This is a genomic window from Candidatus Methylacidiphilales bacterium, assembly GCA_025056655.1.
Taxonomy (GTDB): domain Bacteria; phylum Verrucomicrobiota; class Verrucomicrobiia; order Methylacidiphilales; family JANWVL01; genus JANWVL01.
Window position 1 is genome coordinate 1 of the sequence record JANWVL010000067.1, and the last position, 21,513, is coordinate 21,513.

The following is a 21,513-nucleotide window of genomic DNA, read 5'->3' on the forward strand; positions in this document are numbered from 1 at the left end:
GATCAGCCTGTTATCCCTGGCGTACCTTTTGTCCGTTGAGCGATGGCGATTCCACTTTCAACCACCGGATCATTTGGCCCTACTTTCGTATCTGATCGACTTGTAGGTCTCACAGTTAAGCTACCTTATACCCATACGCTCGATGCATGATTGCCAACCATGCTGAGGTAACCTTAGGGCTCCTCCGTTACCTTTTAGGAGGAAACCGCCCCAGTCAAACTGACCCGCTGCCAGTGTCCCTCGCCCGGTTTCACGGGACGAGGTTAGATTTCTCACGCGAGAAGTGTGGTGTTTCATTGGCGACTCCACGATGACCGGAATCATCGCTTCACAGTCTCCCACTTACGCTAAGCATCCCGAGTAAAAAATCAGTGACAGCTTACAGTAAAGGTGCACAGGGTCTTTCCGTCCTACTGCGGGTAGGCGGCATCTTCACCGCCACTACAACTTCGCTAAGCATCTCTTGGAGACAGTCGTCAACTCGTTACATGATTCGTGCAGGTCGGAACTTACCCGACAAGGAATTTCGCTACCTTAGGACCGTTATAGTTACGGCCGACATTCACTGGGACTTAGGTTCGGAGCTTCGCCTTGCGGCTAACCCCTTGCCTTAATCTTCCAGCATTGGTCACATGTCACACCCTATACATCGTCTTTCGACTTAGCAGAGTGCTGTGTTTTTGTTAAACAGTCGGTTGACGCAATTCTCTGCGGGTCGTCTTGCGACGACCACCCCTTCTTCCGAAGTTACGGGGTTAATTTGCCGAGTTCCTTCAAGAGATTTAACTTACGCGCCTTGGTCTATTCGACCCACCCACCTGTGTCGGTTTACGGTACGGGCACCTTATTATACAGAAGAGCATTTCTTGGCACAGCTTCGGATGAATTTCCCCGAGATTGCTCCCAGAGTCGAGCTTGCGCTACAGGCACAATCAGTGGCCCGCTCATCCCCCGCTATGCGGTCTCTTCTTTAAATTTCGGTGGTGCAGGAATATTGAACCTGCTGTCCATCGTCTACGCCCATCGGCCTCGACTTAGGTCCCGACTAACCCTGGGCGGACGAACCTTCCCCAGGAAACCTTAGGTTTTCGGCGGACAGGATTTACACCTGTCTTATCGCTACTCATGTCTGCATCCTCTCTTCAGTGCCCTTCACGGTCGGTTACCCTTCCGCTTTGCCGGGCACAGAATGCTCCCCTACCATGCACCGGAGACGTATCTCCGGTGTATCCGCAGCTTCGGTATAACGCTTATCGCCCATCATTTTCGGCGCTGAATTTCTCGGTGAGTCAGCTGTTACGCACTGTTTAAATGATGGCTGCCTCTAAGCCAACATCCTCACTGTCATAGAAATTCAACATCCTTTCCACTTAGCGCTATTCAGGCACCTTAGCTGGCGATCTGGGCTGTTTCCCTCTCGACCGTGAAGCTTATCCCTCACGGACTGACTCCCAATGTGCACGCATAGGCATTCGGAGTTTGATTGGATTCGGTATCCCGTTAGGGACCCTAGTCCATCCAGTGCTCTACCTCCTATGCTTAGACATTGAGGCTAGCCCTCAAGCTATTTCGGGGAGAACCAGCTATCAGGGGGTTTGATTAGTCTTTCGCTCCTACTCTCAGTTCATCCCAGAAGTTTTCAACCTTCACGAAGTTCGGCCCTCCATCTCGTGTTACCGAGATTTCAGCCTGACCAAGAGTAGATCACCTCCCCTTCGGGTCTACTACCAGCAGCTATGCGCCCTTTTGGGACTCGCTTTCGCTTCGCCTCGGCTCCTGTGGAGCTTTGACTGGCTACTGATAGTAACTCGCAGACTCATTAAGCAAAAGGCACGCCATCACCCTTTCGGGCTCTGACACCTTGTGAGCATACAATTGCAGGTTCTATTTCACTCCGCTTGTAGCGGTTCTTTTCACCTTTCCCTCACGGTACTAGTGCACTATCGGTCACTTGTGAGTATTTAGCCTTACGCCGTGGTCGGCGCAAATTCACGCGAAGTTTCACGTGCATCGCGTTACTCAGGTGCCACTAGGCTCTCTCGGATTTTCGGCTACAGGCCTATCACCTTCTATGGGGCAACTTTCCATTTGCTTCGCCTAATCGTCAAGATGCCATGTTGTGGTCCTATAACCCCCATTGGCAAGCCAATGGGTTTGGGCTGTTCCGCGTTCGCTCGCCACTACTGACGGAATCGCATTCGCTTTCTTTTCCTCTGCTTACTGAGATGTTTCACTTCAGCAGGTGTAGCCCCTAAGACATTATGGATTCAGTCTTAGGTAACGAGGGGTTAGCTCGTTGGGTTATCCCATTCGGAGATCTCCGGATCAACGCGTGTTTAACCGCTCCCCGAAGCTTATCGCAGTTTACCACGTCCTTCATCGCCTACAAGTGCCAAGGCATTCATTGTATGCTCTTAAGTATTGGGCTCTTTAGAGGATAAATCTTTGAGTAGCTTTTTGCTTAGCTACGTTGCCTTTTCTATCGGTAGTTTTCAAAGAACTTTTATCACCTCCTCTACGCAACTTGCTCTAGCATTGGGCCTGACTGGGCTTGAACCAGTGACCCTGCGCTTATCAAGCGCATGCTCTAACCAACTGAGCTACAGGCCCTTATGCACTTGCGCGTGAAATAAGGGCTTAGCTTGCCATCAAGCAAGGGTAGAGCCCGTGGAGGCAAGGGGACTCGAACCCCTGACTCCCAGCTTGCAAAGCTGGTGCTCTACCAACTGAGCTATGCCCCCTTTGCTGAGCTACTCGTTCAAAATGCGCAGAGGGTGTAGAGTGCAAATAGCACAGTTGAATTGTGCGTAACGTAATTTGTTTTATACAAGGCTTGTTAGGCCTTGTATATTCGACCATAGCTCTTGCTTTAAAAGCTTGAGCTTCTCCTTAGAAAGGAGGTGATCCAGCCGCAGGTTCCCCTACGGCTACCTTGTTACGACTTCATCCCAATCACCGGTCATTCCTTAGGCGGGATAACCGACTTCGGGAACAACCGGCTTTCATGATGTGACGGGCGGTGTGTACAAGGCCCGGGAACGTATTCACGGCGCCGTAGCTGATGCGCCATTACTAGCGATTCCGGCTTCATGTAGGCGAGTTGCAGCCTACAATCTGAACTGGGCCCGGTTTTCGAGGATTGGCTCGACCTCACGGTTTCGCTTCCTTTTGTGCCGGGCATTGTAGTACGTGTGCAGCCCTAGGCATAAGGGCCATCCTGACTTGACGTCATCCTCACCTTCCTCCCCGTTATCACAGGGCAGTCTACCAAGATATTCTTACTTGCGTAAGACAACATGGTATGAGGGTTGCGCTCGTTGCGGGACTTAACCCAACACCTCACGGCACGAGCTGACGACAGCCATGCAGCACCTGTGCAGCTCGCCCTTGCGGGCCATCGTGTTTCCACGACTGAACGCTGCATGTCAAGCCTAGGTAAGGTTCTTCGCGTTGCATCGAATTAAGCCACATACTCCACCGCTTGTGCGGGCCCCCGTCAATTTCTTTGAGTTTTAATCTTGCGACCGTACTCCTCAGGCGGTGCATTTAACGGGTTACCTACGATACTGGCGGGGTCGAATCCGCCAACATCTAATGCACACCGTTTACGGCTAGGACTACCGGGGTATCTAATCCCGTTTGCTCCCCTAGCTTTCGTGTTTCAGAGTCAGGTGCTCTCCAGAAGATCGCTTTCGCCACCGGTGTTCCTCTCGATATCTACGCATTTCACCGCTACACCGAGAATTCCATCTTCCCCTCGAGCCCTCTAGCTATGCAGTATTAAACGCAATTCTGCGGTTGAGCCGCAGGATTTCACGTCTAACTTACATAACCTCCTACACACCCTTTACGCCCAGTGAATCCGAACAACGCTCGGGACCTCTGTATTACCGCGGCTGCTGGCACAGAGTTAGCCGTCCCTTCCTCTCTCGGTACTATCAACTCAGCGCCGTATTAGGGCGCCTCGCTTGTTCCCGAGTGACAGGAGTTTACAGGCCGAAGCCCTTCATCCTCCACGCGGCGTCGCTCCATCAGGCTTTCGCCCATTGTGAAAAATTCTCGACTGCTGCCACCCGTAGGTGTCTGGACCGTGTCTCAGTTCCAGTGTGGCTGGTCGTCCTCTCAGACCAGCTACCCGTCATCGCCTTGGTGAGCCATTACCTCACCAACTAGCTGATAGGATGCGGGCTCCTCGGAAAGCGCAAGGCCTTTCGGTCCCCTGCTTTAGACTTGCGTCCACATGCGATATTACCCAACCTTTCGGCTGGTTATTTCTCACTTTCCGGCAGATTCCCACATGTTACTCACCCTTTCGCCACTGAGCTGCCTAAATTATTGCTAACTTAAACAGCTCCGTTCGACTTGCATGTCTTATCCACGCCGCCAGCGTTCGTTCTGAGCCAGAATCAAACTCTCCATAAAAAAGTTTGACCGGCTTTCACCGATCGCGCTTCACTCGCGTTACCGCAAGCAAAGCTTAAGTTTAAATCTCAAATTACGTTCCGCACAATTCAAGTGTGCTATTTGTTATCAAAGAACATCGCCTTTTTAACTTAAGGCGAATAATCAAGCTAATTAATCCGAGATTTTTGTCAAATAATTTTTTTTCAAAAAAATCAAAACTTTTTTTCCACTATTCATGAGGCTCCAGAGCCAAACGTTATCCTCCATACGTGTTACCCCCCTTCACCTCACCGCTTCATATATATCACTCGCCACACTCTCAACCCCTCCCACGGCGCCGCCGGCCGCAATCGCGCCACCTCTCGCCATTCCCTAAATTGCCCCTGCAACGGCTCCGGAAGCCCATCCAAAGCATCCGTCACAAAAAGCGCCTCCGTCACCCGTGTCTCATCATAATCCCCCCACAGCGACAATTGATTCACCACACGCCCCACCTTCGGCTGATAGACCCTAGGTCGATCCGGAAGATAAAACGAAAGTATCGACACCGTCTGATACTTGTTCCCAATCAAAATCGCCTGCGGATATGCCCGCCTCACCTCATCTACTTGATCAACCAGACTCCGCCATCCCCTCGCTCGCACCAAAGGATCGAGCCTCGGTTTCAAGCGCAACCACGCCGTCTCATGCACCATCACAGTCATCACCACTGCCACCCCTACAGCCCCATAAATCCAGCCTCGAGCCACCCTACTGCCCCAACGCTCACGCCACCACACCACTGCCAATAGCATCCCCGTAGGCAACATCGTCACCGTCCAATTCGCCTCCCCAGCCTCATTCCAAGCCAAACCCGCATACAAGGCAAACACCGGCCACGCCATCCACGCGCAAAACGGCTCCGCCTGCCCACCACTCTGCCGCTGCACCCACCACCTCCACACCCATCCCCCCCACGCCACCAACATCAACACAAAATACCCCGGCGAAATCACCAACGCCTGCTGCACCAAAAATTGAAAAAACTCCCCCGGCCTCATTTTCCAGCCCTCCGTCAGAGCTGCCCGCTCATGCAAATGCTGCGCTGTGATCCACCCATGCTGCGCATTCCACACAAATACGGGCAACATACATACCCCCGCCACTCCCACCATCGCCCAAAAATGCGGCCGCATAAACCAACGCCGCCGCTCCCGATCCGCCAACAACCACCCCACCCCACACACAAGCTGCAACGCATTAATTTGTTTCGCCAAAAAACCACACCCCACTGCAAACCCCGCCCACACCCAATGCCGAAGCCCTTCCCCAGCCACCCCCCGCCACAACCCATGCGCCGCACACACCCAAAAAAACACACTCAACGGATCAATTGTCATCAACACCGACCCCACCGCAAAAATCGGCAACGTCCCCACCCCCACAAGCACCCACCACCCCACCCGCCCATCAAAAAGCCGTCGCGCCAAATCAAACACCAACCACCCCGTCCCCGCCGAAAGCAACACCGAAAAAAACCGAATCCCAAACACCGTATCCCCCCACAGCCCCGTCCCCGCCGCAATCGTCCACGCCACCGCCGGCCCCTTGCTATAGTAGCCCATATCCAGATGCTTCGACCACAACCAATAATACGCCTCATCCGGCACCAACTCATGATACGTGCAAAACCACAACCGAAACCCCGTCACCACCGCCAGACACAGCGCCGCCCGCCATCGCAAATCCCCCCACACCCGCCGCCAAAAATCCTTCATCACCCCTCATCACACCACGCCACCCCAATCCTGTCGAGAAATCTCCAGTGTAAACAAAAACATCACCCCCATCATAACCCCACTACTTATGCCCTCCTTTTCGGCAAATTCTTATCAATAACACTACCGAAAAAAACCCATCTACATTTTAAGCCTATATTCTGAACCCTCTCCCAACTCCTCTTCTTAGCACAGACCTCTGCAAGAAACTTATGTTTTACTAAAAACAGATCGACCCTAATCATTGTCCTAAGTTAATAATTGACGCTACGACCTGGACCACATCGCCTAACCCCACCCCGCTGCCGCTACTAACGCCCCCGGTCGTCGTTGCAATCGGAGGCTTTAGTGTGCGAAATAATACTTATCTCTGAAATCATGGTCGAAGTTCAATTTCACGGTTTTACTTTTGAGAAGAGGGTTAGGGACACATTTTTTAATGGATATGTAGGGAACTACATGCAGAAGTGGGATATTCCTCCTGAGATTAACAAATCTGAACAAATCCCTCAGGAGTATCAAAATGTCGCGGTTTCTGTAAAATCTGCAAAGTATGGCTCTCCTATTGGTCTAGGAGATGCCCGAAGGCAAAGAACCATAGATATTCCCTTCCTGATGATTGTTGGATTTTGGAAACAGATCAATCCTTCAGAAAAGTGGTTTGTAGAAATTGGCGTTGCACTCTTCAATGTTTCAGATTGGAACGATCTTTGGGGTGGCTTAAATATTGAGGAGATTTCCAAGATAGATTCACAAATTAAAGACATGCGCCCTTCCTATTCCGAAGGACGCGCGCTTGCTAAGAGTTGGAAACATAATTGCGTATTGAAATCCGGCTGTAAACTTGTGATCAATCCAAAAATTGACTCGAAGACTCAAAGAAGGATTCAGTGCTCGATTCCATTCAGCACATTCTGGCAGTTCTGCGGTCACACGCCTTCCTCCACCGATGCGCCCCGCCTGTTTGGGGTTGCCTTTAAGAATCCAGTCATCTCGGAAGCGCGTCGATTTAATCGAGATTAAGTTCAGAAATGGCGATAACCTCTGAAATTCGCTTTTGTGCAATCTGCACATATTGGGGGTTGATTTCTATTCCTAACCAGCGACGCCCCAATTCTTGCGCTGCTACAGCGGTTGTCCCACTCCCCAGGAACGGATCAAGGACGTAATCTCCTTTTCGTGTGCTCGCAGAAATCAGTAACCTTATCAAGGAGATAGGCTTTTGCGAGGGATGACCTACTTTCTCTTTTGAAGAACCCTTAAGCGACGGTATCCGAAGGATGTTTGTTGCATACTTACCCTTCCGAAGATGCCTCTCTCTGGCAGCTTTATCCTTATACCGCTTGTCTCGCAAGTATGATTGAATTTTATCTTCATCATAAGGAATACGGACAGCATCTTTATTGAAATAGGGTTTTGCATTCGCGGCCTGGCGGAGCACCAAAATCATTTCATATTGCGGAGTAAAGGAGTCATAGCGTTCGTTATAGCCAACGACTCTATCCCAAATAATCATGTCGTGAAACTGCATTTCCTTCGCCAGCATTGAGCAGGTGTGGAGCCACACATGTTCACGCTTCCCAAGTTGGCCGAAAATATACAGTAGCCCATCTTGTCTGAGGACGCGTTTGCATTCTCGAACCCATTCCAAAGTCCACTTGAGATATTGATCAGATGACTGCCAGGTGTTGTCCCATTTTTCGTCCAACAGAACCTGAAAATATGGGGGATCCGCGACGATCATTTGAAAGGTGTTGGCCGGAAGACTCGGCAAGACATTCAGAGCGTCGCCAAGCCGGATTTCACCGTCACCTATGGTTCGAACCGATTCGTTGGGTGCTCGATACAAGCCCGGCTCTTCCATAACGGTTAGGAGCCCGCAAGCAGAGGCTGGAGGACGACCGATTTTTTTTCTTCCATTACGAGCAAAATTTCGAACATCAGCTTCTTTCAAGAGAAGGTCACGTCCTCGCTTTTCAGCTTGAAGCCTTCCTTCCTTGATCAGTCTTCTGATTCGTGCTTGACTAACATTTAGAATCATAGCTGCCGCCGCCGTAGTTAAAACGTTTTCCATGCGCAACCTTCATCAAACTTTCTTAAAGGTTGGAACAAAAAAGCCCAACACGACCGCACCTTCATGCTCTCCTGCGCCGCGCTCCTTTGTGGGTCAGAAGTCCATGCAAAAGAAGCATACCCGTGATTACCGTCGCTCCCTCATAATATGCATCAAGCATGTCTCAAACAACGTATCGATTTCTATCGCTACATAAGCGCTGGTCAATTTCTCACTCATGCACGCATGATCCTGCGTGAGATAAAGAGTTTACCTCTCCGCGAGGTTCCAGAATGGAAGATTCATAGTCTGTGGATGGCGTTTTATGCATTCTATGCGAAGCCTTTCAAACAGCAACGAGATGGCAATATGCAAGTAGGGCTTCGACTTCCCGAAAGCCTGGTTCCAAAGGAGATGAAGAACATACATCAAAGCATCCTGAATTTGAGAGACAAAATGTATGGGCACACAGACTTTGCTTCCATGAAAGCCAACACCGGAGAGGCATTGAACGCATTGTTTATACATGTTGAAAAAGGAAAAGCATTTTTGCATTGAGATTTATCCAGCCCACTCCCGAAGGTATTTCAAACTATGAGAAACTCCTTGATGCACTGATTGAGAAAGTAGAATATCATAAGGCAAAAATTTGGGATCGTTGGTCGCCACATCTTAATCTTGCAGATGGAACTACTTGGCTTCTTAATTTGTCGCATGCCAGCAACGATGTGCTCTTCCCTCATATAGGCAGCACCCCTCACACCCCTCCCCCATGAAGGACAAGCTCCTTGATTGAATTTAGACTTTAATCCGCATCGCAGATAAGCTACAAACTGTGCTAATATCAACAATCCTGTGCGATTAATTATCTACACCCTATTCTTGAGTTTTATTTACGCTTCATTTGTCAGTGCCGAGGACACCGCGAAGATTACCATTCGCCTCGATGGCCACGTTAAGAAGGCCGGCAATTATCTCGTCGATAAACGGGTGAAGCAGAATCTCGATGAGCTGATTCAAATGGCAGGCGGCTTTGATCCCCTTGAGGAGTTCAAAGACGAAAAGACTTCTAGCGTCGCATGGATCGAACGACATTCTCAAGACACTATGGAACAGCTCATCATTATCGACTACCAGAACAAGCAAATACTTTCACAGCGTCGCATTGATGATAAGAAGTGGCGACTCGAACGTTATGACTGGGATACGTTCGAATATTTACCAGATGATGTTTTGTTTATTACCACCTCCCGAAAATCTCTTGACCTTGCGAATGTCCCTATCAGATATGTTGAGGATGACGGCTGGACAGGCTTTGAAAAGCTCCGTTATTTCGGAAAGACTGAAGAAGAAACCCGAGCTATAGACGAAGCAAAGTCGAAAGCCAAATAAGCCTTACCACACTCTGCCTCTATTCATCTATAGCATCTCTGTTGCATACATAGCCACTGCAGGCCAGTATAGATGGGTTTAAGATTTGTGCATGGCTCGTTGGTTGGGAGTAAAAAGGCCTGAGACTTGACTGAATCAATTTGGATGTGTAGCTGTTGCAAACTCCATCCCCACAAAATTATATGAAAAACATCGAGCCATACAAAGTGTCTAATGCATTAAGCGAACTTTTAGTAGCTATAGAAAGCGAACTTAAAAAGAATCCCAACATCACCCTGAAAGATTTTATCGCTAGTCTTAGATTTGATCCACGAGATCTGCTTTATAGCCAAGGATTTTCAGCTACAATATATTTTGCGCTTATTGTTCCATTGAAGGAAGCATTAGAAAAATACAAAAACAAAGTCGTGTATGACTGGGACAAGCTGCGAAAAATACGAAATGGTCTCTGCCACGGCACTTACACATTTAATGGGCATAACCTTGTCGTAGTTGATAGGGACAATTCTCAAATCGAAATTACACCGCGAGAGGCCGTTGAGATTTCCAATCGCCTCGCAAAATTGCTGGCATAAAAAATGCCGCTCAGTTCTGATTTCTGAGGGATTCTTAGGGTGATGCCCGATTGACGAGTCGTCCCCCGGCTCTGCAAGCATCTAATCCAGCTCCGCAGCCTGCGCTCCCCCCGTTAAAACAAATCCATTCGACGAGAGAATTCAGCACAAGTAAAAACCGATTGTGGCTAAGGTTTTAATCACGAATTTTCACCCCCTCGGCGGCGGCGGACACGTGACTTACATTCAAGCACTGGCGCAACGGGGCTTGTTGCATTCTCATGAAATCGCTGTCGCCACGCCAGCAGTTCTCGCCTCTACCAGCGGTTGAATGCAGCCGCTTTCCCGCGCCTTTTTGCCTGTGATTTTCCAGCGAAGCCGCAAAAAGAGCCTCTCGCTGTTCTGCGCAGTCTGATGCGCTTTCGAGAGCTTATTCGCACTTGGCGGCCGGATATTGTGCATGTCAATGGCGTTGATATCTTTCAAGCCCTGTGGGCGTTCCCTTTTGCTCGGCCTTACCGGATTGTGCGCACGCATCATGCAGTGCGCCGAATTCCCACTGACATGTATCATCGCTGGCTTTACCAGAGAGTCGTCAACGCAAACATCTTTGTCAGCGAGGCGGCGAGGAATATCTGTTGCGCGGAATCCACAGCATGGACGAATTCTTATGTCATTGAAAAATGGGGTTGACCTTGAGCACTTCAGACCACGCCCCCCTGACCACTCCCTAGCCGCCAGTCTGGGGATTGACCCAGACTCGCTTTGCATCGGGAGTTGCGCAGGCACAGGTGCTTACAAACGCATTGATCTCATGATCGAGGCTGCACGACGTTTGCAGCCTGGCCGTCCTGTGACAATCATCGTCCTCGGTAATGCAGTATCTGGAAAAGCTTATGAAGAGCGCGCCCAGCGGGCAGGCTTAGACCGTTTTATCTACGCCGGTTTCCATCAAGACGTCAGGCCTTATGTATCACTCTTTCACGTGGGCTTCATTCTCAGCGATCGCATCGAGACAATCTCCTATGCAGCGCGTGAGATGATGGCTATGGGTAGACCTCTCATCTCTAGCTCCTTTTCAGGACTAAAGGATAATGTCCGCGACGGAGTTGACGGTTGGTTGGTGCGCCCGGGCAACGTAAAGGACATTGTCCACGTGCTCGAACGCCTTCGCAAAATGCCGCCTCAGGAGCTACACGGCTTCGGCTTGCGTGCCCGTCAAGCCGCCGAAGAGCGTTTTGACATGCGTCAGCAGCTTCGCAAGCACGCCGACCTTTATACAAGCTTAGTTGAGGGGACATCGCAGCGTGATGTAGATTGGGGAGACTCACGAACGACAAGCCCTGTGGCAGCGAAGTTATTTTAATTGGAAAATTAGGGAAATTCGCCTTATCAGTTTACCTTGCGGCCTAAAAATTATCATTCTGTGCACATAGAGGCATCTATAGACTCTTTCTCCCCCCATGTTATCTAGCAATTATAGAGCAAGACAGTTTTTATAGAAAATGGTTATTTTAACCACGTAGCCACAATAAAATTACAGCGCACTTTTTGTCATCTTAACTATCGTTATAGAGCACGTCACTCCAACATTGGCTCTAGCTCACACTAAACAATTCAATTCTATATAGAAAAACCTCTTCTTCAAACACTCTACTGATAGATCTGCTGATTTTATTAACAGAACCGCTTTTTAATTTATTCAATTAATTCGGATTTTCATAAGATTATATTAATATAAATTAATTTAATTTATATAGCTTATTTGCTCGGTTGTTATACCCAAAATTTCTCCATCCCGATCGGTGCTTTTGGAATAGGGGGCAGTAGACACTCCATTTCAAAAACGAGTCGGCGGGTATAGGCTGCCGATGACTTAGTAGAGTTTGTGAATGGTTATTGGTGTAGAGATTAAAATTGTCTTGATTAAGATTTTTATTTGTTAGATAAATTCTTTCCTAAGTGAGCCTATGAATGACTATATCACAGAATATACATATACAATCATCGGAGCAGTAGGGTGTTTATTGTTAGCGGGAATTTTGCTGGCCTTAGGGCGAGGATTGAGGCGTGTAAGGGCGTTGCATGCTGATGGGTTGAATAAGATGGAGGACGGCATAGAGAGGTTGGAGAGGTGCGTAGATAATTTGTGTGAGGAAGTGAGAGAGTTGAAGTTCGAGATGCAAACTTTGAACAGGGAAAAAGTGGAGACGTTAAATAGGGATGTATTCAATTTGGCTAAGTCAGGTGCTGAGATACAGCAGCAGATGGCGGAGGCTTTGGAGAATACCAAGCAGTATATGGAGTATTTGAGAAATATTAAAGCGGTGCTAGAGGGAGAGTATTATTATGTATCGAAATTCGCGGATTGGCCTAAAGGGGTGCAGGAGACATTGCGGGAGGCAGCAGGGCAAGTGAAAAAGGGGATCGAGCAAGGAGTGGGCAAGTTAGAGACAGCGTGTAATCGGATTGAAGGAAGTATAGATGAGGTAACCGAGCGATTCGTGGCGGACCGCCGGTTGGAAGAATTGAAGACAGAGTTGTTGAAAGCGATCCAGTCGTTGGAGCGAAAGATTAGTGAGCCAATTGAGTTTTGATTTAATTTAGGCGAGCGAAGATGGAGATAGTCGCTTATCTGAAGTATTTACGGGGGGTGTTGAAGCGGGTGTTGTTGCGGACGGGGCTGAAGGATATTTTTAAGAAGAGAGGGCAACAAAAAGTAAGTTATTTCAACTACCAACTGCACGAAAGCTTGTTGCCGCGGTATCTGGAGTTGGTTAGCCGGTTGTTGGGCGATGGAGGTGAGAATCATTTATATATGGGTTTAGGGTTGATTATAGGAAAAAAGAAGTCCGGTCCACGAGGGGAGGGACAGAAGCTAGGGGCGCCTTTTGTATACGTGCCGGTGTATTTGAATGAGGAGGAAGAAGGGGTGAAAGCTGAGATATCTTGGGCTGAAGCAGAGGTGAATTATGATGTGTTGGATGTATTAATGGGCATAGAGGAACAGATGAATGAAGAGACGTTGAGGGAAGCAGGGATAGGGTTGATCAATCCAGTGCTGGAAAACATGCATCAGCGTGTGGAGGGGTTAACTGAACGGGTAGATCAATTGGTAAATAGTGCTGGGAAAGAGAGGTTGATGCGGGATGGGCGGGAATTGGAAGGGTTATTTATGGAGTATGTAGCTCCTATGATTGGTGGTCTGTATCGCGCACGCGGGCAGAGGGAAGACTTTGATTGGAGCCCAGATAATTATCATGCTAGGGAGAACTTAGAGCGTTTAAGAGCCCAGGAAGGAGTGAAATACTACCCACAAACATTTTTTTTCACTGCAAAACGGCCGAGTGAATTAACAACATACGATGACTTGGGGAAGATAATAGAGTTACATGAAGGACGACGAGCGCGGCTGAATCATCCTGTGTTGAATCGGATGATGCAGTGCGTAGATCCGGGTTACGCTGAAACAGGAGAAAAGGAAATTCGTCGGAAAGTGGAAGAAGAAGCAAGCGCGAGGGAGGTGGAGAAGGCAATAGCAAGGTTGCCCATACCTCTTTCGGAAGAGCAGCGTGAGGCGATACGGATGGCTTGGAGACAAAACGTCAGTTATATTCAGGGGCCTCCGGGGACAGGGAAGTCACATACAATCACTGGAATTATGTTATGTGGACTTTGGTTGAACCGTAAGGTTTTATTGGTATCGAGTAAGTCTGATGCAGTAAGAGTAGTGAGAGAGATGCTAGAGCGATATTTGAAGCCGACACGGATAGTATATGCGGCGTATGAGGCGAAGGATCGGTCCGAAATGTATGACTATTTAACAGGAGTAGCTGACAGGATAGGACGATGGGCAGATCGTGGGGACAGGAGGGCTTGGATAGAACGAAGGCGCGGGGAGTTGGAGGAGTATATAAATCAGATGGAGACGCTACAACGTAAGATTCGCAGGGAAGAAAATCTAATAATGAATTTTCTGGAGAGAGAGAGAAGATTTTATGAAACGAACAAAGATTTTGTGACTGAGCGGGATCGGTTGTGTGAGGAAGGCGTAATAGATCGGGAGTGGAGATTGGCGAGTGGAATAGCTACATTAACCGAGGCGTCGCTTGAGCAAATGGTAGAGTTGTTGCGGAAGTTGTATGGCCGAGTGAAAGACGGAAGAATAAAGCCGATTGATCAAAGGCTAATCCTGAGTCTGATTCGGAGATATGTAAGACAGTATAAGTTGTGTCCAAGGCGAGCTTGGGAGGCATACCGAAAGCAGTCCGTTATGTATTTTGAACAAATATTCAAATTACTCGCGCAATTCCAACTTGTGCAGCAGCAGATGTCTGCAAGGGATATAGCCGAGATAGAGGAATGTCGACGGCGTAAGAGTCTTCATGAGGAGAAGCTAAAGGAAATACAAGGCCGGGCGATAACAGCATTAGCTGAGGTAAGCAGTGTGACAGCAGGCTTAAACGTGAAGTTTCAATTAGGCGAATTTGCAGCCCTATGGAGATGGCGGGATCCCAAGCGGGTATTGGAGGTGAGGGATCGCTTAGACTACCAACGCTTGTTGGAGGTCTTCCCATTGTGGGTCGCTGAATTAAGACACACGGGGCACTATTTGCCCTTTCAGACTGAGATGTTTGATTTAGTGGTGGTGGATGAGGCCTCACAGGTAAATATTGCAGAGGTGATCCCAGCGATCTATCGGGGACGAGCTGTATGCATAGTGGGAGATGATAAGCAGCTGGGGTTGAGCTCGGCAGGGCTTTTTGTGGTGAATCGGAATATAGAGCGGATGCTGTGGGATCGCCATTGTGGAGGAGATAATTTTGACGAAGCGCAGCGGCGGCGGATTGTGCTAAGTAGGGATTCGATTTTAGATTTTGTGAAGGAGAATCCAGAAATGCGGGTAAGAAGTGTGATGTTAAGAGAACACTTTCGTTCGGTGCCGAGGTTGGCGAGTTTCAACAATATCAGCTTTTATGATGGACGTTTGCGAATAATGAAGGAGATCCCTGGCTTAGTAGATTTGCCATGTTTTAAGGCTATACGGACCGGAGGGCGACGTGGATCGCAGAAGCAAAATGGAGAAGAGAAAGAGGCAAGGGTCGTGATGGAAGAGGTGAAAAAGGTTATGGAGATTTTGCGAGACCTTATGGTGGATAGGAAATGGCTGGATGGAAATGAGAAATATCAGGATTTGAGAAGCCATCGGTTTACAGAGCCACCTTCTATAGGGGTGTTGGCATTCACAACAGACCAGGCTGAATGTATTGAAGAGATAGTGGCGGAAAGTTTTGATTCTAATTTATTGAAATTACATCGGTTGAAGGTAGGGACGCCAGAAAGGTTTCAAGGGAGCGAGCGGGATATTATGCTTATTACTCTGGCTCACGATGGAGTGGCCCGGTATGCAGCAGGACATTATGAGGATGTCCGACGGTTTAATGTGGCAACAAGTCGCGCGATTTGGTATACATTTTTTATTTATGGAGGGTTAAGCGTGGGAGCACGGTTAGTAAAGAGGTATCTGGCGCATTTTGGGGAGTTAACGAAAGAAGATTCAGAAAATGTAGATAGTGTGCAGAAGGTGTCCTACGGGTGGGGATTTTCATTAAACCGATGCCAATCGGAGTTCGAGCGGCGCGTGGCACAGTTTTTGGTAGATTATTGCTCAGGCCGACCTAAAGTGAGATTATACAATCAAGCAAGCATAGGGATAGATATTGAGAGTTGTGGACAGAAGCGGTTGGATTTTGTATTATATAACGAAGTCACAGGCCGATATGTGGCTGTAGAGGTGGATGGAAAGTATCATTATGACGATGGAATGGGACGATTGTATGGTGAGGCACACATTAAACGAATAGAAATTCTGAAACGGGCTGGCTGGCAGGTAGTGAATCTGCCCTATTATCAGTGGTATGACCGAGGTTGGTTATGCGATTTGCAGAATGATAGGTTTCGGCTTTACTGGGAAGAGGTGTGTCAAAGGCTGGATATATTGTTAGGATTTACAGTGAATGGCAGTTAGGCGTAGAAAAACTTAGTATGGGGTCGGGATAAGAGGGCGCTGTCTGCAGATGTTCTAAATTTAGCTCTATACTCAGATTGATTTGGTTTACTCCCCCCCTCCTAGTAGTCAACCCCTTTTCTACTCCGATTATATAACCTGTTTTCTGTCGGGATATTTCTAAACATCTAGCCTCCCCGTCTTCGACATAATTCCTCAGCTGATTAGCATTCCCGATCAGCATTTGATGATTAAATCCTATAGAAATCAACGTAACTAATACCGTGCTCATCGAAGCTTTTTTTAAATTTTTTGGCGCGTTTACATAAATTGATTTTTCAAATCCCGTATTTTCCAAAATGGACATCTCCTTACTCCATCTTGCGATATATTATCTTGTTCTTCCACCTCTACCTTCTTTTGGATGAGTAGCATCAAACTCTATCTTCACACAAAGACACATTTCACGTAGGAGCTTAAAATTCTTTTAATTCTACATGAATCGCACTACTCACTATCATTTCCTTTAATTGTCATTTCTTGCCTACTCACTAATCCTAGGTTTTTTAACCGAATTTATAATCCCCACAACTCAAGATTGCTTACTTCTTGAGATAGTTATCAATAAATCTTTTGCACTCTTCTAGTTCTGAATCAAAATTTGTATTACTAAGCATTGCTGATTGTTCTGAACATAAATTTTGCATCTGTTCGATAACAGCATTTATGTATGGTAATGTACATTCTTCATAGTAATATCCATAATCAGACGGCATATTCAAGATGCAGAGATATTCTTGATCTAGATTATTCTCAAGAATGCATGAGGTAAGAAAAAGAAATTCTATGTGATTTTCTGTTTTAAGATTGCGCAATACATTACATACTGGATTAAGACTATATTCAGAATGCCAATACGTGTCGGCAGGTTTTTTATTAATCTTTTCCTTAAGTGGCGCTAAAAACGTTTTGACAACATGGATTCCATTTTTAAGGTAATGTTCTATCAGTGGTTTGTTTTTTACTATATGATCTCTAAGATGAAATTGACTGTGAAACATTACATCGTGAACAGGAATCTCCCTGGCGATGGAGGGTCTGGAGAAAATTGGCAATTTAAGTGTGGTTGATAGTTTGTTATTGAGATAAGATATAAAATCATTATTAGGTCTCTCTAAATCATATATAGTTACAAAAAGAAGATTTATATCATCTGGAGACAAAAAATTTATACATGGCTCGCTGGTAAGAATAGATGCCAAACGTCGAATTTTTGAAAAATTAGAAAACGTAGGCACCGAGTATAAAAACTTTATTTTCAGCATATTTTTATTGATTAACCTTAGTCTTTCAATGCAGTAAGTTATGTAGTTTTTAATTAATCTATCTTCTAAATTAGTTACACTTATTAGATAGAGTGGAGAAGCTAAAACATAGTGGTCTTCACTAAAGAAGTTTTTCCTATATCCTAACATAAATTGCACCATCTCGTGATAAGACCGGTGCCTTAAATCTACTTGTCTCAAGTCATTTTCTTTAAGCAATTTTGGGTTTAATTTTATATAATTTCTATATTCATCTATAGATAGTTCAATTTCTTTGGTTATTTCTTTGAAATCAGATAGAAGTTCTATTTCTGCTGCTTTCAGTTGATCGATTATCTTTAAATCTGTATCAATCTCAGAGAAGGAAGAAGTATGTATAGTAGCCAGAATGGCTAATGTTATGCAAATTTTTTTCATCAATTTGAAGGACAACAGTCAACTTTACAAGTTTCCCCGGTATACCCTGTCGTTTTCCCTACACCTTTTAGCTATATTTGCTCTTTATAATAGTAAATAACCAGAGACCTAGTTTGTTTTCCATGAATTATTTCTTTTATCACCCTCCCACTCGCTGTGGCCGAAGTGGGTCTTGTTATTATTTCATATGCTTGTCCGTAATATCTCTCATCTTTTGTATCTGGAGTATTAAAGATAGTGTAGGTGTTACCAGGAAAAGGTATTGATCCCCCCACGCTAATGGAAAAAAATTTAAAAGGCAAGCTTGCAGAAAAACCGATTGATCCGCCTCCTAATGACAATGATTTTTTTAATCCCTTTCCACACAAGGATGCCTCTCTCTCACCTATTTTCACGGTTGATTCTACTCCTACGATATTAGTAATATACACTACGCCGTAAATAATAACTCTACCACGATTACCAGGTAGCTCTTCTACATGATGTAATCTAGCAGGAAAACTACCCTCTAGTGCTCTTCTTCCTACTTTAGGTTGTCCAGGGATGCAACCTTTAACATCATTGAGTTTTACTTGGATATCTTTACTCTTTTTAGTTTCTCCTACTATAGCTTCAATCAAATATGTTCCCTTTTTATTAAAGGTTACCTCAAATGATGGACCTTTTCCAGATTCTCCTGTGCTTGATTTCCAAGTTGTTTCTTTGATATCGGTAGAATAAGTTGCTTTTTCTTGTCCTACATCAGACTGAATACAGATATCAGAAGGACCGCTAATTTCCCAATCATCCCCTGGCTCATTAGTATTCCCGACCAGGATTTGGTGATAAAATCCCATAAGAGCAATCATAACAACTGTCGCACTAATTGCAAGTTTTTTTTCAAATATTTTCTTTTAATTTTCTTTCTCTTATTTTGATTTTAATCTTCGAGCGACGCACCGGACTATTATACGCAGACTATCAGGGCAGGTGCGGAAAGAACACCAACAGTCTTTACACAAGTCGGAAGCTTCTGAACTGTGACTAGTCCATACTGGCCTAGTTTAAATCACAAATCCACTTGTCAATCTCTCATCGTGTTACGAATATGGCTTCTCTAGTTATGATTGCATCTATCTGTTGGCTGGGTTTTCTATAAAATAATTTAGTATAAGTTCATATATAATTCATATTGGCTGTGAACCACGCATATAATTAATTTTTACTGCATTATCCACCTTCGAAATCAGAATGTATCGGCTTCAAAAATTTGCATATCTTTTTCTACATAGTATAAATCTTTAATTTTAGTTTTCGACACTTGAATTGTTTTTTCTTCATTATTTATATTAAAAGTGAGCTTAGCTTGTGCATCCTTCTCTAAGAGCCTATACACATCTGCGACTTCTAGACTGCTCACATCTATATCATTTATTCTCAGCAAGACAGATCCCAATCTAACGCCTTCAGCAAATAGCCTAGACTTCGTAAAGATTCTATGAACAACTATACCTTCAGCATTTTTTATAAATTTCGCTCCATAGATTTCTTTCTCTGGATCTTGAGACAGATCTGGCAATATAAGATGCACTCGCATTCTACCATCTTCGAATGCTCTCTCTTCTATATTTCTTTTAATTTTATTAAATATAGATTCATCAATTTTATGGTTTTCGAGTAAATACACTATTTTTCCTTCCTGTGTTGTTCCTACAATTTTTACAAAAAAATTATCACGAACAGTATAACGATAAAACTTTTTTTCTGTTCTATCATATAATTTTATCACATCCGCACTTACAAATTCAATGTCACTAGGTTCATCTTCTTTAATCTTTAAATACAGCGGATCATTTTTTGTTGATGTCCGTGTCAGTTCAAGCCCAAGAGGAATATGTTTACTTTTATTTTTTGACCACCCTCCTAAAGAATCATAATACGAGTATACAGCATTTGTTGTAGTAAGTTGCGCTTGTGTAATCTTAGCATTATTTTTTATGACCTCACTACTTTTTACTACATTGACATTGTGAGAGGTTCCATCTTCTACATAATATTCTTGGGTGCTTAAATTAAAAATTCTATGTGTATATTGCCATACACCGCTCTTCTCATCATAAACGTATTCCCTCTGATCTATAACTTCTGCATTCAAGTTCAAAATACTGATAGTTAACAATATAAAAAGTGTATTGATGATCTTTTTATTCATAAATTAAAATCATGCCACCATAGGTGGATAATCACATCTACTATCATACTCCTCATCATTATTGGATTCCCAAATTAATCTGCTTCTACGTTTGGTTTGGTGAGGACAACGTAGTGGATCTTTATAAAACAGATATTTGATTTCCTGCACACGATATTCTGTTTCTGACCAAGTTTTAGTTTCATACTCACATTGACTTTTATTCACACAAACCCCAGGGCAGTCAACGATTCTTTCTGCTTTGAATCGCCTTATATATCCTGTTTTCTGTCTAGATATCTCCAACTACGTGGACTCTTGATCTTTAACACAATCCCCCGGCCCACCGCTATTTGCCATAAGGATTGGGCGATAAAATCCCATAAGAGCAATCATAACAACTGTCGCACTAATTGCAAGCTTTTTCTTCATAAATTTTGTTTTCATGTTCTTTCTCTTATTTGGGTTTTCCCTATGTTCCTTTTGCTAAACATGATACCTTTTCACACGATCGCGTAGTATCTTCTCCTGCTCCACTGCCTCCTTACGCTCCTTTGGATCGATTGTGCCAAGGACTATCTTCGCGCGAAGATACATCCCTCGTAGTAGAGTATAATCTTTCTGATCTTCCATAGTTCGCACTACCTCTCTAGCATGTGTCTTAGCCTGCTGCTCTTGTCCTCGCCCTAATGCTCTCAACATCAGCCAATAATGCCCATATCCGGTGTAGTGATGCGAGAGGTTAAGGGCTACTATCGCTGTATAGATTTCGTCAGCTCGCTTATATTCCTTCTGATCTATAAGCAGATCTCCCAGCTTGATCCATAGCTCGAGTTTCCCATAATCAGATATAGATGGTGATGATATCCATTGTTGATAGAGCCTCTCACACTCTCTCATTCGATTCGTAAACCCATTAGCCGCCATTGCCAAGGCTGCTAATTCCCACCATTCCGGTGAATTGTCATTATAGTTTTTTTCATGATTCGCTATCTCATTCTGCCAAAGCGCTACTATCCCCTCTTGATCCGGATAATCATAGGCCATGAAACGAATAAGGCGATGAGCGTGAAGGCGTTTTTCATCTATAGATTCGGCTCGCTGAAGTGCTGCTATTCCCCTACGTTTCGCTTCAGCGATAATTTCTAGCGCATAGTTCCTCACTTGATCTGATTGCTGTATTTTTAACAGCCTTCGTCCTACGTCCAGCAAACGCTCATACGCTTGATGTTGACTCAAGGCATTCTGTATTGTCGGAATCGCTCTTTCTATAGTCTTGCTGTCACCCCCTTGGAGCAACGCATCAAGCCATTCTATACGAGCCATTAGGGCGAGTGCAGAAGGCACGCCAGGGGTGCGGGCGTAGGTGTCGAACGTTTCTGCAGCGATTTTCCAATTTCCCGTTTTCTTCTCCAGCTTTGCAAGAGACCATAG

At 45.5% G+C, this 21,513-nt stretch carries 17 protein-coding genes, 2 tRNA genes and 2 rRNA genes; 10 read left to right on the forward strand and 11 right to left on the reverse strand.

The genetic code is table 11. From position 1 onward, the window contains the following. From NZM04_04005 to NZM04_04025, 5 genes are all read right to left on the reverse strand, one after another. A 23S ribosomal RNA gene (locus NZM04_04005) occupies positions 1 to 2,428 on the reverse strand; the annotation flags it as partial. Between the two features lie 108 nt (positions 2,429 to 2,536). Further along, positions 2,537 to 2,610, reverse strand: a tRNA-Ile gene (locus tag NZM04_04010). Positions 2,611 to 2,668: 58 nt separating this feature from the next. Further along, positions 2,669 to 2,741 (reverse strand) — tRNA-Ala (locus tag NZM04_04015). 152 nt (positions 2,742 to 2,893) lie between these two features. Then, a 16S ribosomal RNA gene (locus NZM04_04020) occupies positions 2,894 to 4,422 on the reverse strand. A gap of 269 nt (positions 4,423 to 4,691) precedes the next feature. Then, complete coding sequence (locus tag NZM04_04025; protein MCS7063204.1) at positions 4,692 to 6,161, reverse strand: glycosyltransferase family 39 protein; 1,470 nt, start codon at positions 6,159 to 6,161, stop codon at positions 4,692 to 4,694. 378 nt (positions 6,162 to 6,539) lie between these two features. Between NZM04_04025 and NZM04_04030 the strand changes: the two genes are divergently transcribed. Next, positions 6,540 to 7,184, forward strand: a complete 645-nt coding sequence (locus NZM04_04030; protein ID MCS7063205.1) for a hypothetical protein — start codon at positions 6,540 to 6,542, stop codon at positions 7,182 to 7,184. Here NZM04_04030 and NZM04_04035 read toward each other — a convergent pair. Further along, a complete protein-coding gene (locus NZM04_04035; GenBank protein ID MCS7063206.1) occupies positions 7,171 to 8,235 on the reverse strand; it encodes a DNA methyltransferase in 1,065 nt (354 codons plus the stop codon). The two genes, NZM04_04030 and NZM04_04035, sit on opposite strands and share 14 nt — an antisense overlap. A 147-nt stretch (positions 8,236 to 8,382) precedes the next feature. Between NZM04_04035 and NZM04_04040 the strand changes: the two genes are divergently transcribed. The 9 genes from NZM04_04040 to NZM04_04080 all read left to right on the forward strand — a co-directional run bounded on the left by NZM04_04040 (position 8,383) and on the right by NZM04_04080 (position 16,188). After that, the gene (locus NZM04_04040; protein MCS7063207.1) at positions 8,383 to 8,772 is read left to right on the forward strand and encodes a hypothetical protein; all 390 of its coding nucleotides are present in this window, start codon (positions 8,383 to 8,385) and stop codon (positions 8,770 to 8,772) included. Next, positions 8,769 to 8,990: a hypothetical protein gene (locus tag NZM04_04045; GenBank protein ID MCS7063208.1), complete on the forward strand. Its 222-nt coding sequence runs from the start codon at positions 8,769 to 8,771 to the stop codon at positions 8,988 to 8,990. The genes NZM04_04040 and NZM04_04045 overlap by 4 nt, the downstream gene beginning before the upstream one ends. Before the next feature lie 106 nt (positions 8,991 to 9,096). Next, the gene (locus NZM04_04050) at positions 9,097 to 9,606 is read left to right on the forward strand and encodes a hypothetical protein (GenBank protein ID MCS7063209.1); all 510 of its coding nucleotides are present in this window, start codon (positions 9,097 to 9,099) and stop codon (positions 9,604 to 9,606) included. A gap of 182 nt (positions 9,607 to 9,788) precedes the next feature. Then, positions 9,789 to 10,181 (forward strand): hypothetical protein, encoded by a 393-nt coding sequence (locus NZM04_04055; protein ID MCS7063210.1) that lies wholly within the window; start codon positions 9,789 to 9,791, stop codon positions 10,179 to 10,181. A gap of 163 nt (positions 10,182 to 10,344) precedes the next feature. Then, positions 10,345 to 10,491: a hypothetical protein gene (locus tag NZM04_04060; GenBank protein MCS7063211.1), complete on the forward strand. Its 147-nt coding sequence runs from the start codon at positions 10,345 to 10,347 to the stop codon at positions 10,489 to 10,491. After that, complete coding sequence (locus NZM04_04065) at positions 10,488 to 10,853, forward strand: glycosyltransferase family 4 protein (GenBank protein MCS7063212.1); 366 nt, start codon at positions 10,488 to 10,490, stop codon at positions 10,851 to 10,853. Before NZM04_04060 ends, NZM04_04065 begins: the two co-directional genes overlap by 4 nt. Further along, positions 10,831 to 11,526: a glycosyltransferase family 4 protein gene (locus tag NZM04_04070; protein MCS7063213.1), complete on the forward strand. Its 696-nt coding sequence runs from the start codon at positions 10,831 to 10,833 to the stop codon at positions 11,524 to 11,526. The genes NZM04_04065 and NZM04_04070 overlap by 23 nt, the downstream gene beginning before the upstream one ends. A gap of 604 nt (positions 11,527 to 12,130) precedes the next feature. Further along, positions 12,131 to 12,757, forward strand: a complete 627-nt coding sequence (locus NZM04_04075) for a hypothetical protein (GenBank protein ID MCS7063214.1) — start codon at positions 12,131 to 12,133, stop codon at positions 12,755 to 12,757. Positions 12,758 to 12,777: 20 nt separating this feature from the next. Next, positions 12,778 to 16,188: an AAA domain-containing protein gene (locus NZM04_04080; protein MCS7063215.1), complete on the forward strand. Its 3,411-nt coding sequence runs from the start codon at positions 12,778 to 12,780 to the stop codon at positions 16,186 to 16,188. 581 nt (positions 16,189 to 16,769) lie between these two features. Here the strand turns inward: NZM04_04080 and NZM04_04085 are convergent. From NZM04_04085 to NZM04_04105, 5 genes are all read right to left on the reverse strand, one after another. Continuing rightward, positions 16,770 to 17,909 (reverse strand): hypothetical protein, encoded by a 1,140-nt coding sequence (locus tag NZM04_04085; GenBank protein MCS7063216.1) that lies wholly within the window; start codon positions 17,907 to 17,909, stop codon positions 16,770 to 16,772. A gap of 71 nt (positions 17,910 to 17,980) precedes the next feature. Beyond that, positions 17,981 to 18,757 (reverse strand): hypothetical protein, encoded by a 777-nt coding sequence (locus tag NZM04_04090; protein MCS7063217.1) that lies wholly within the window; start codon positions 18,755 to 18,757, stop codon positions 17,981 to 17,983. A 377-nt stretch (positions 18,758 to 19,134) separates the two neighbouring features. Continuing rightward, positions 19,135 to 20,100, reverse strand: a complete 966-nt coding sequence (locus tag NZM04_04095; protein ID MCS7063218.1) for a hypothetical protein — start codon at positions 20,098 to 20,100, stop codon at positions 19,135 to 19,137. A gap of 285 nt (positions 20,101 to 20,385) precedes the next feature. Continuing rightward, entirely contained in the window at positions 20,386 to 20,526 is a 141-nt protein-coding gene (locus tag NZM04_04100; protein MCS7063219.1) for a hypothetical protein, read from the reverse strand. A 39-nt stretch (positions 20,527 to 20,565) separates the two neighbouring features. After that, the coding region (locus tag NZM04_04105) for a hypothetical protein (GenBank protein ID MCS7063220.1) at positions 20,566 to 21,513 on the reverse strand (948 nt) is incomplete at its 5' end.

Coding starts and splice junctions, on each gene's coding strand:
- NZM04_04025 (MCS7063204.1), bottom strand. CDS start 6,161: ATGAAGGATTTTTGGCGGCGGGTGTGGGGGGATTTGCGATGGCGGGCG.
- NZM04_04030 (MCS7063205.1), top strand. CDS start 6,540: ATGGTCGAAGTTCAATTTCACGGTTTTACTTTTGAGAAGAGGGTTAGG.
- NZM04_04035 (MCS7063206.1), bottom strand. CDS start 8,235: ATGGAAAACGTTTTAACTACGGCGGCGGCAGCTATGATTCTAAATGTT.
- NZM04_04040 (MCS7063207.1), top strand. CDS start 8,383: ATGCATCAAGCATGTCTCAAACAACGTATCGATTTCTATCGCTACATA.
- NZM04_04055 (MCS7063210.1), top strand. CDS start 9,789: ATGAAAAACATCGAGCCATACAAAGTGTCTAATGCATTAAGCGAACTT.
- NZM04_04070 (MCS7063213.1), top strand. CDS start 10,831: ATGTCATTGAAAAATGGGGTTGACCTTGAGCACTTCAGACCACGCCCC.
- NZM04_04075 (MCS7063214.1), top strand. CDS start 12,131: ATGAATGACTATATCACAGAATATACATATACAATCATCGGAGCAGTA.
- NZM04_04080 (MCS7063215.1), top strand. CDS start 12,778: ATGGAGATAGTCGCTTATCTGAAGTATTTACGGGGGGTGTTGAAGCGG.
- NZM04_04085 (MCS7063216.1), bottom strand. CDS start 17,909: ATGAAAAAAATTTGCATAACATTAGCCATTCTGGCTACTATACATACT.
- NZM04_04090 (MCS7063217.1), bottom strand. CDS start 18,757: ATGATTGCTCTTATGGGATTTTATCACCAAATCCTGGTCGGGAATACT.
- NZM04_04095 (MCS7063218.1), bottom strand. CDS start 20,100: ATGAATAAAAAGATCATCAATACACTTTTTATATTGTTAACTATCAGT.
- NZM04_04100 (MCS7063219.1), bottom strand. CDS start 20,526: ATGAAAACAAAATTTATGAAGAAAAAGCTTGCAATTAGTGCGACAGTT.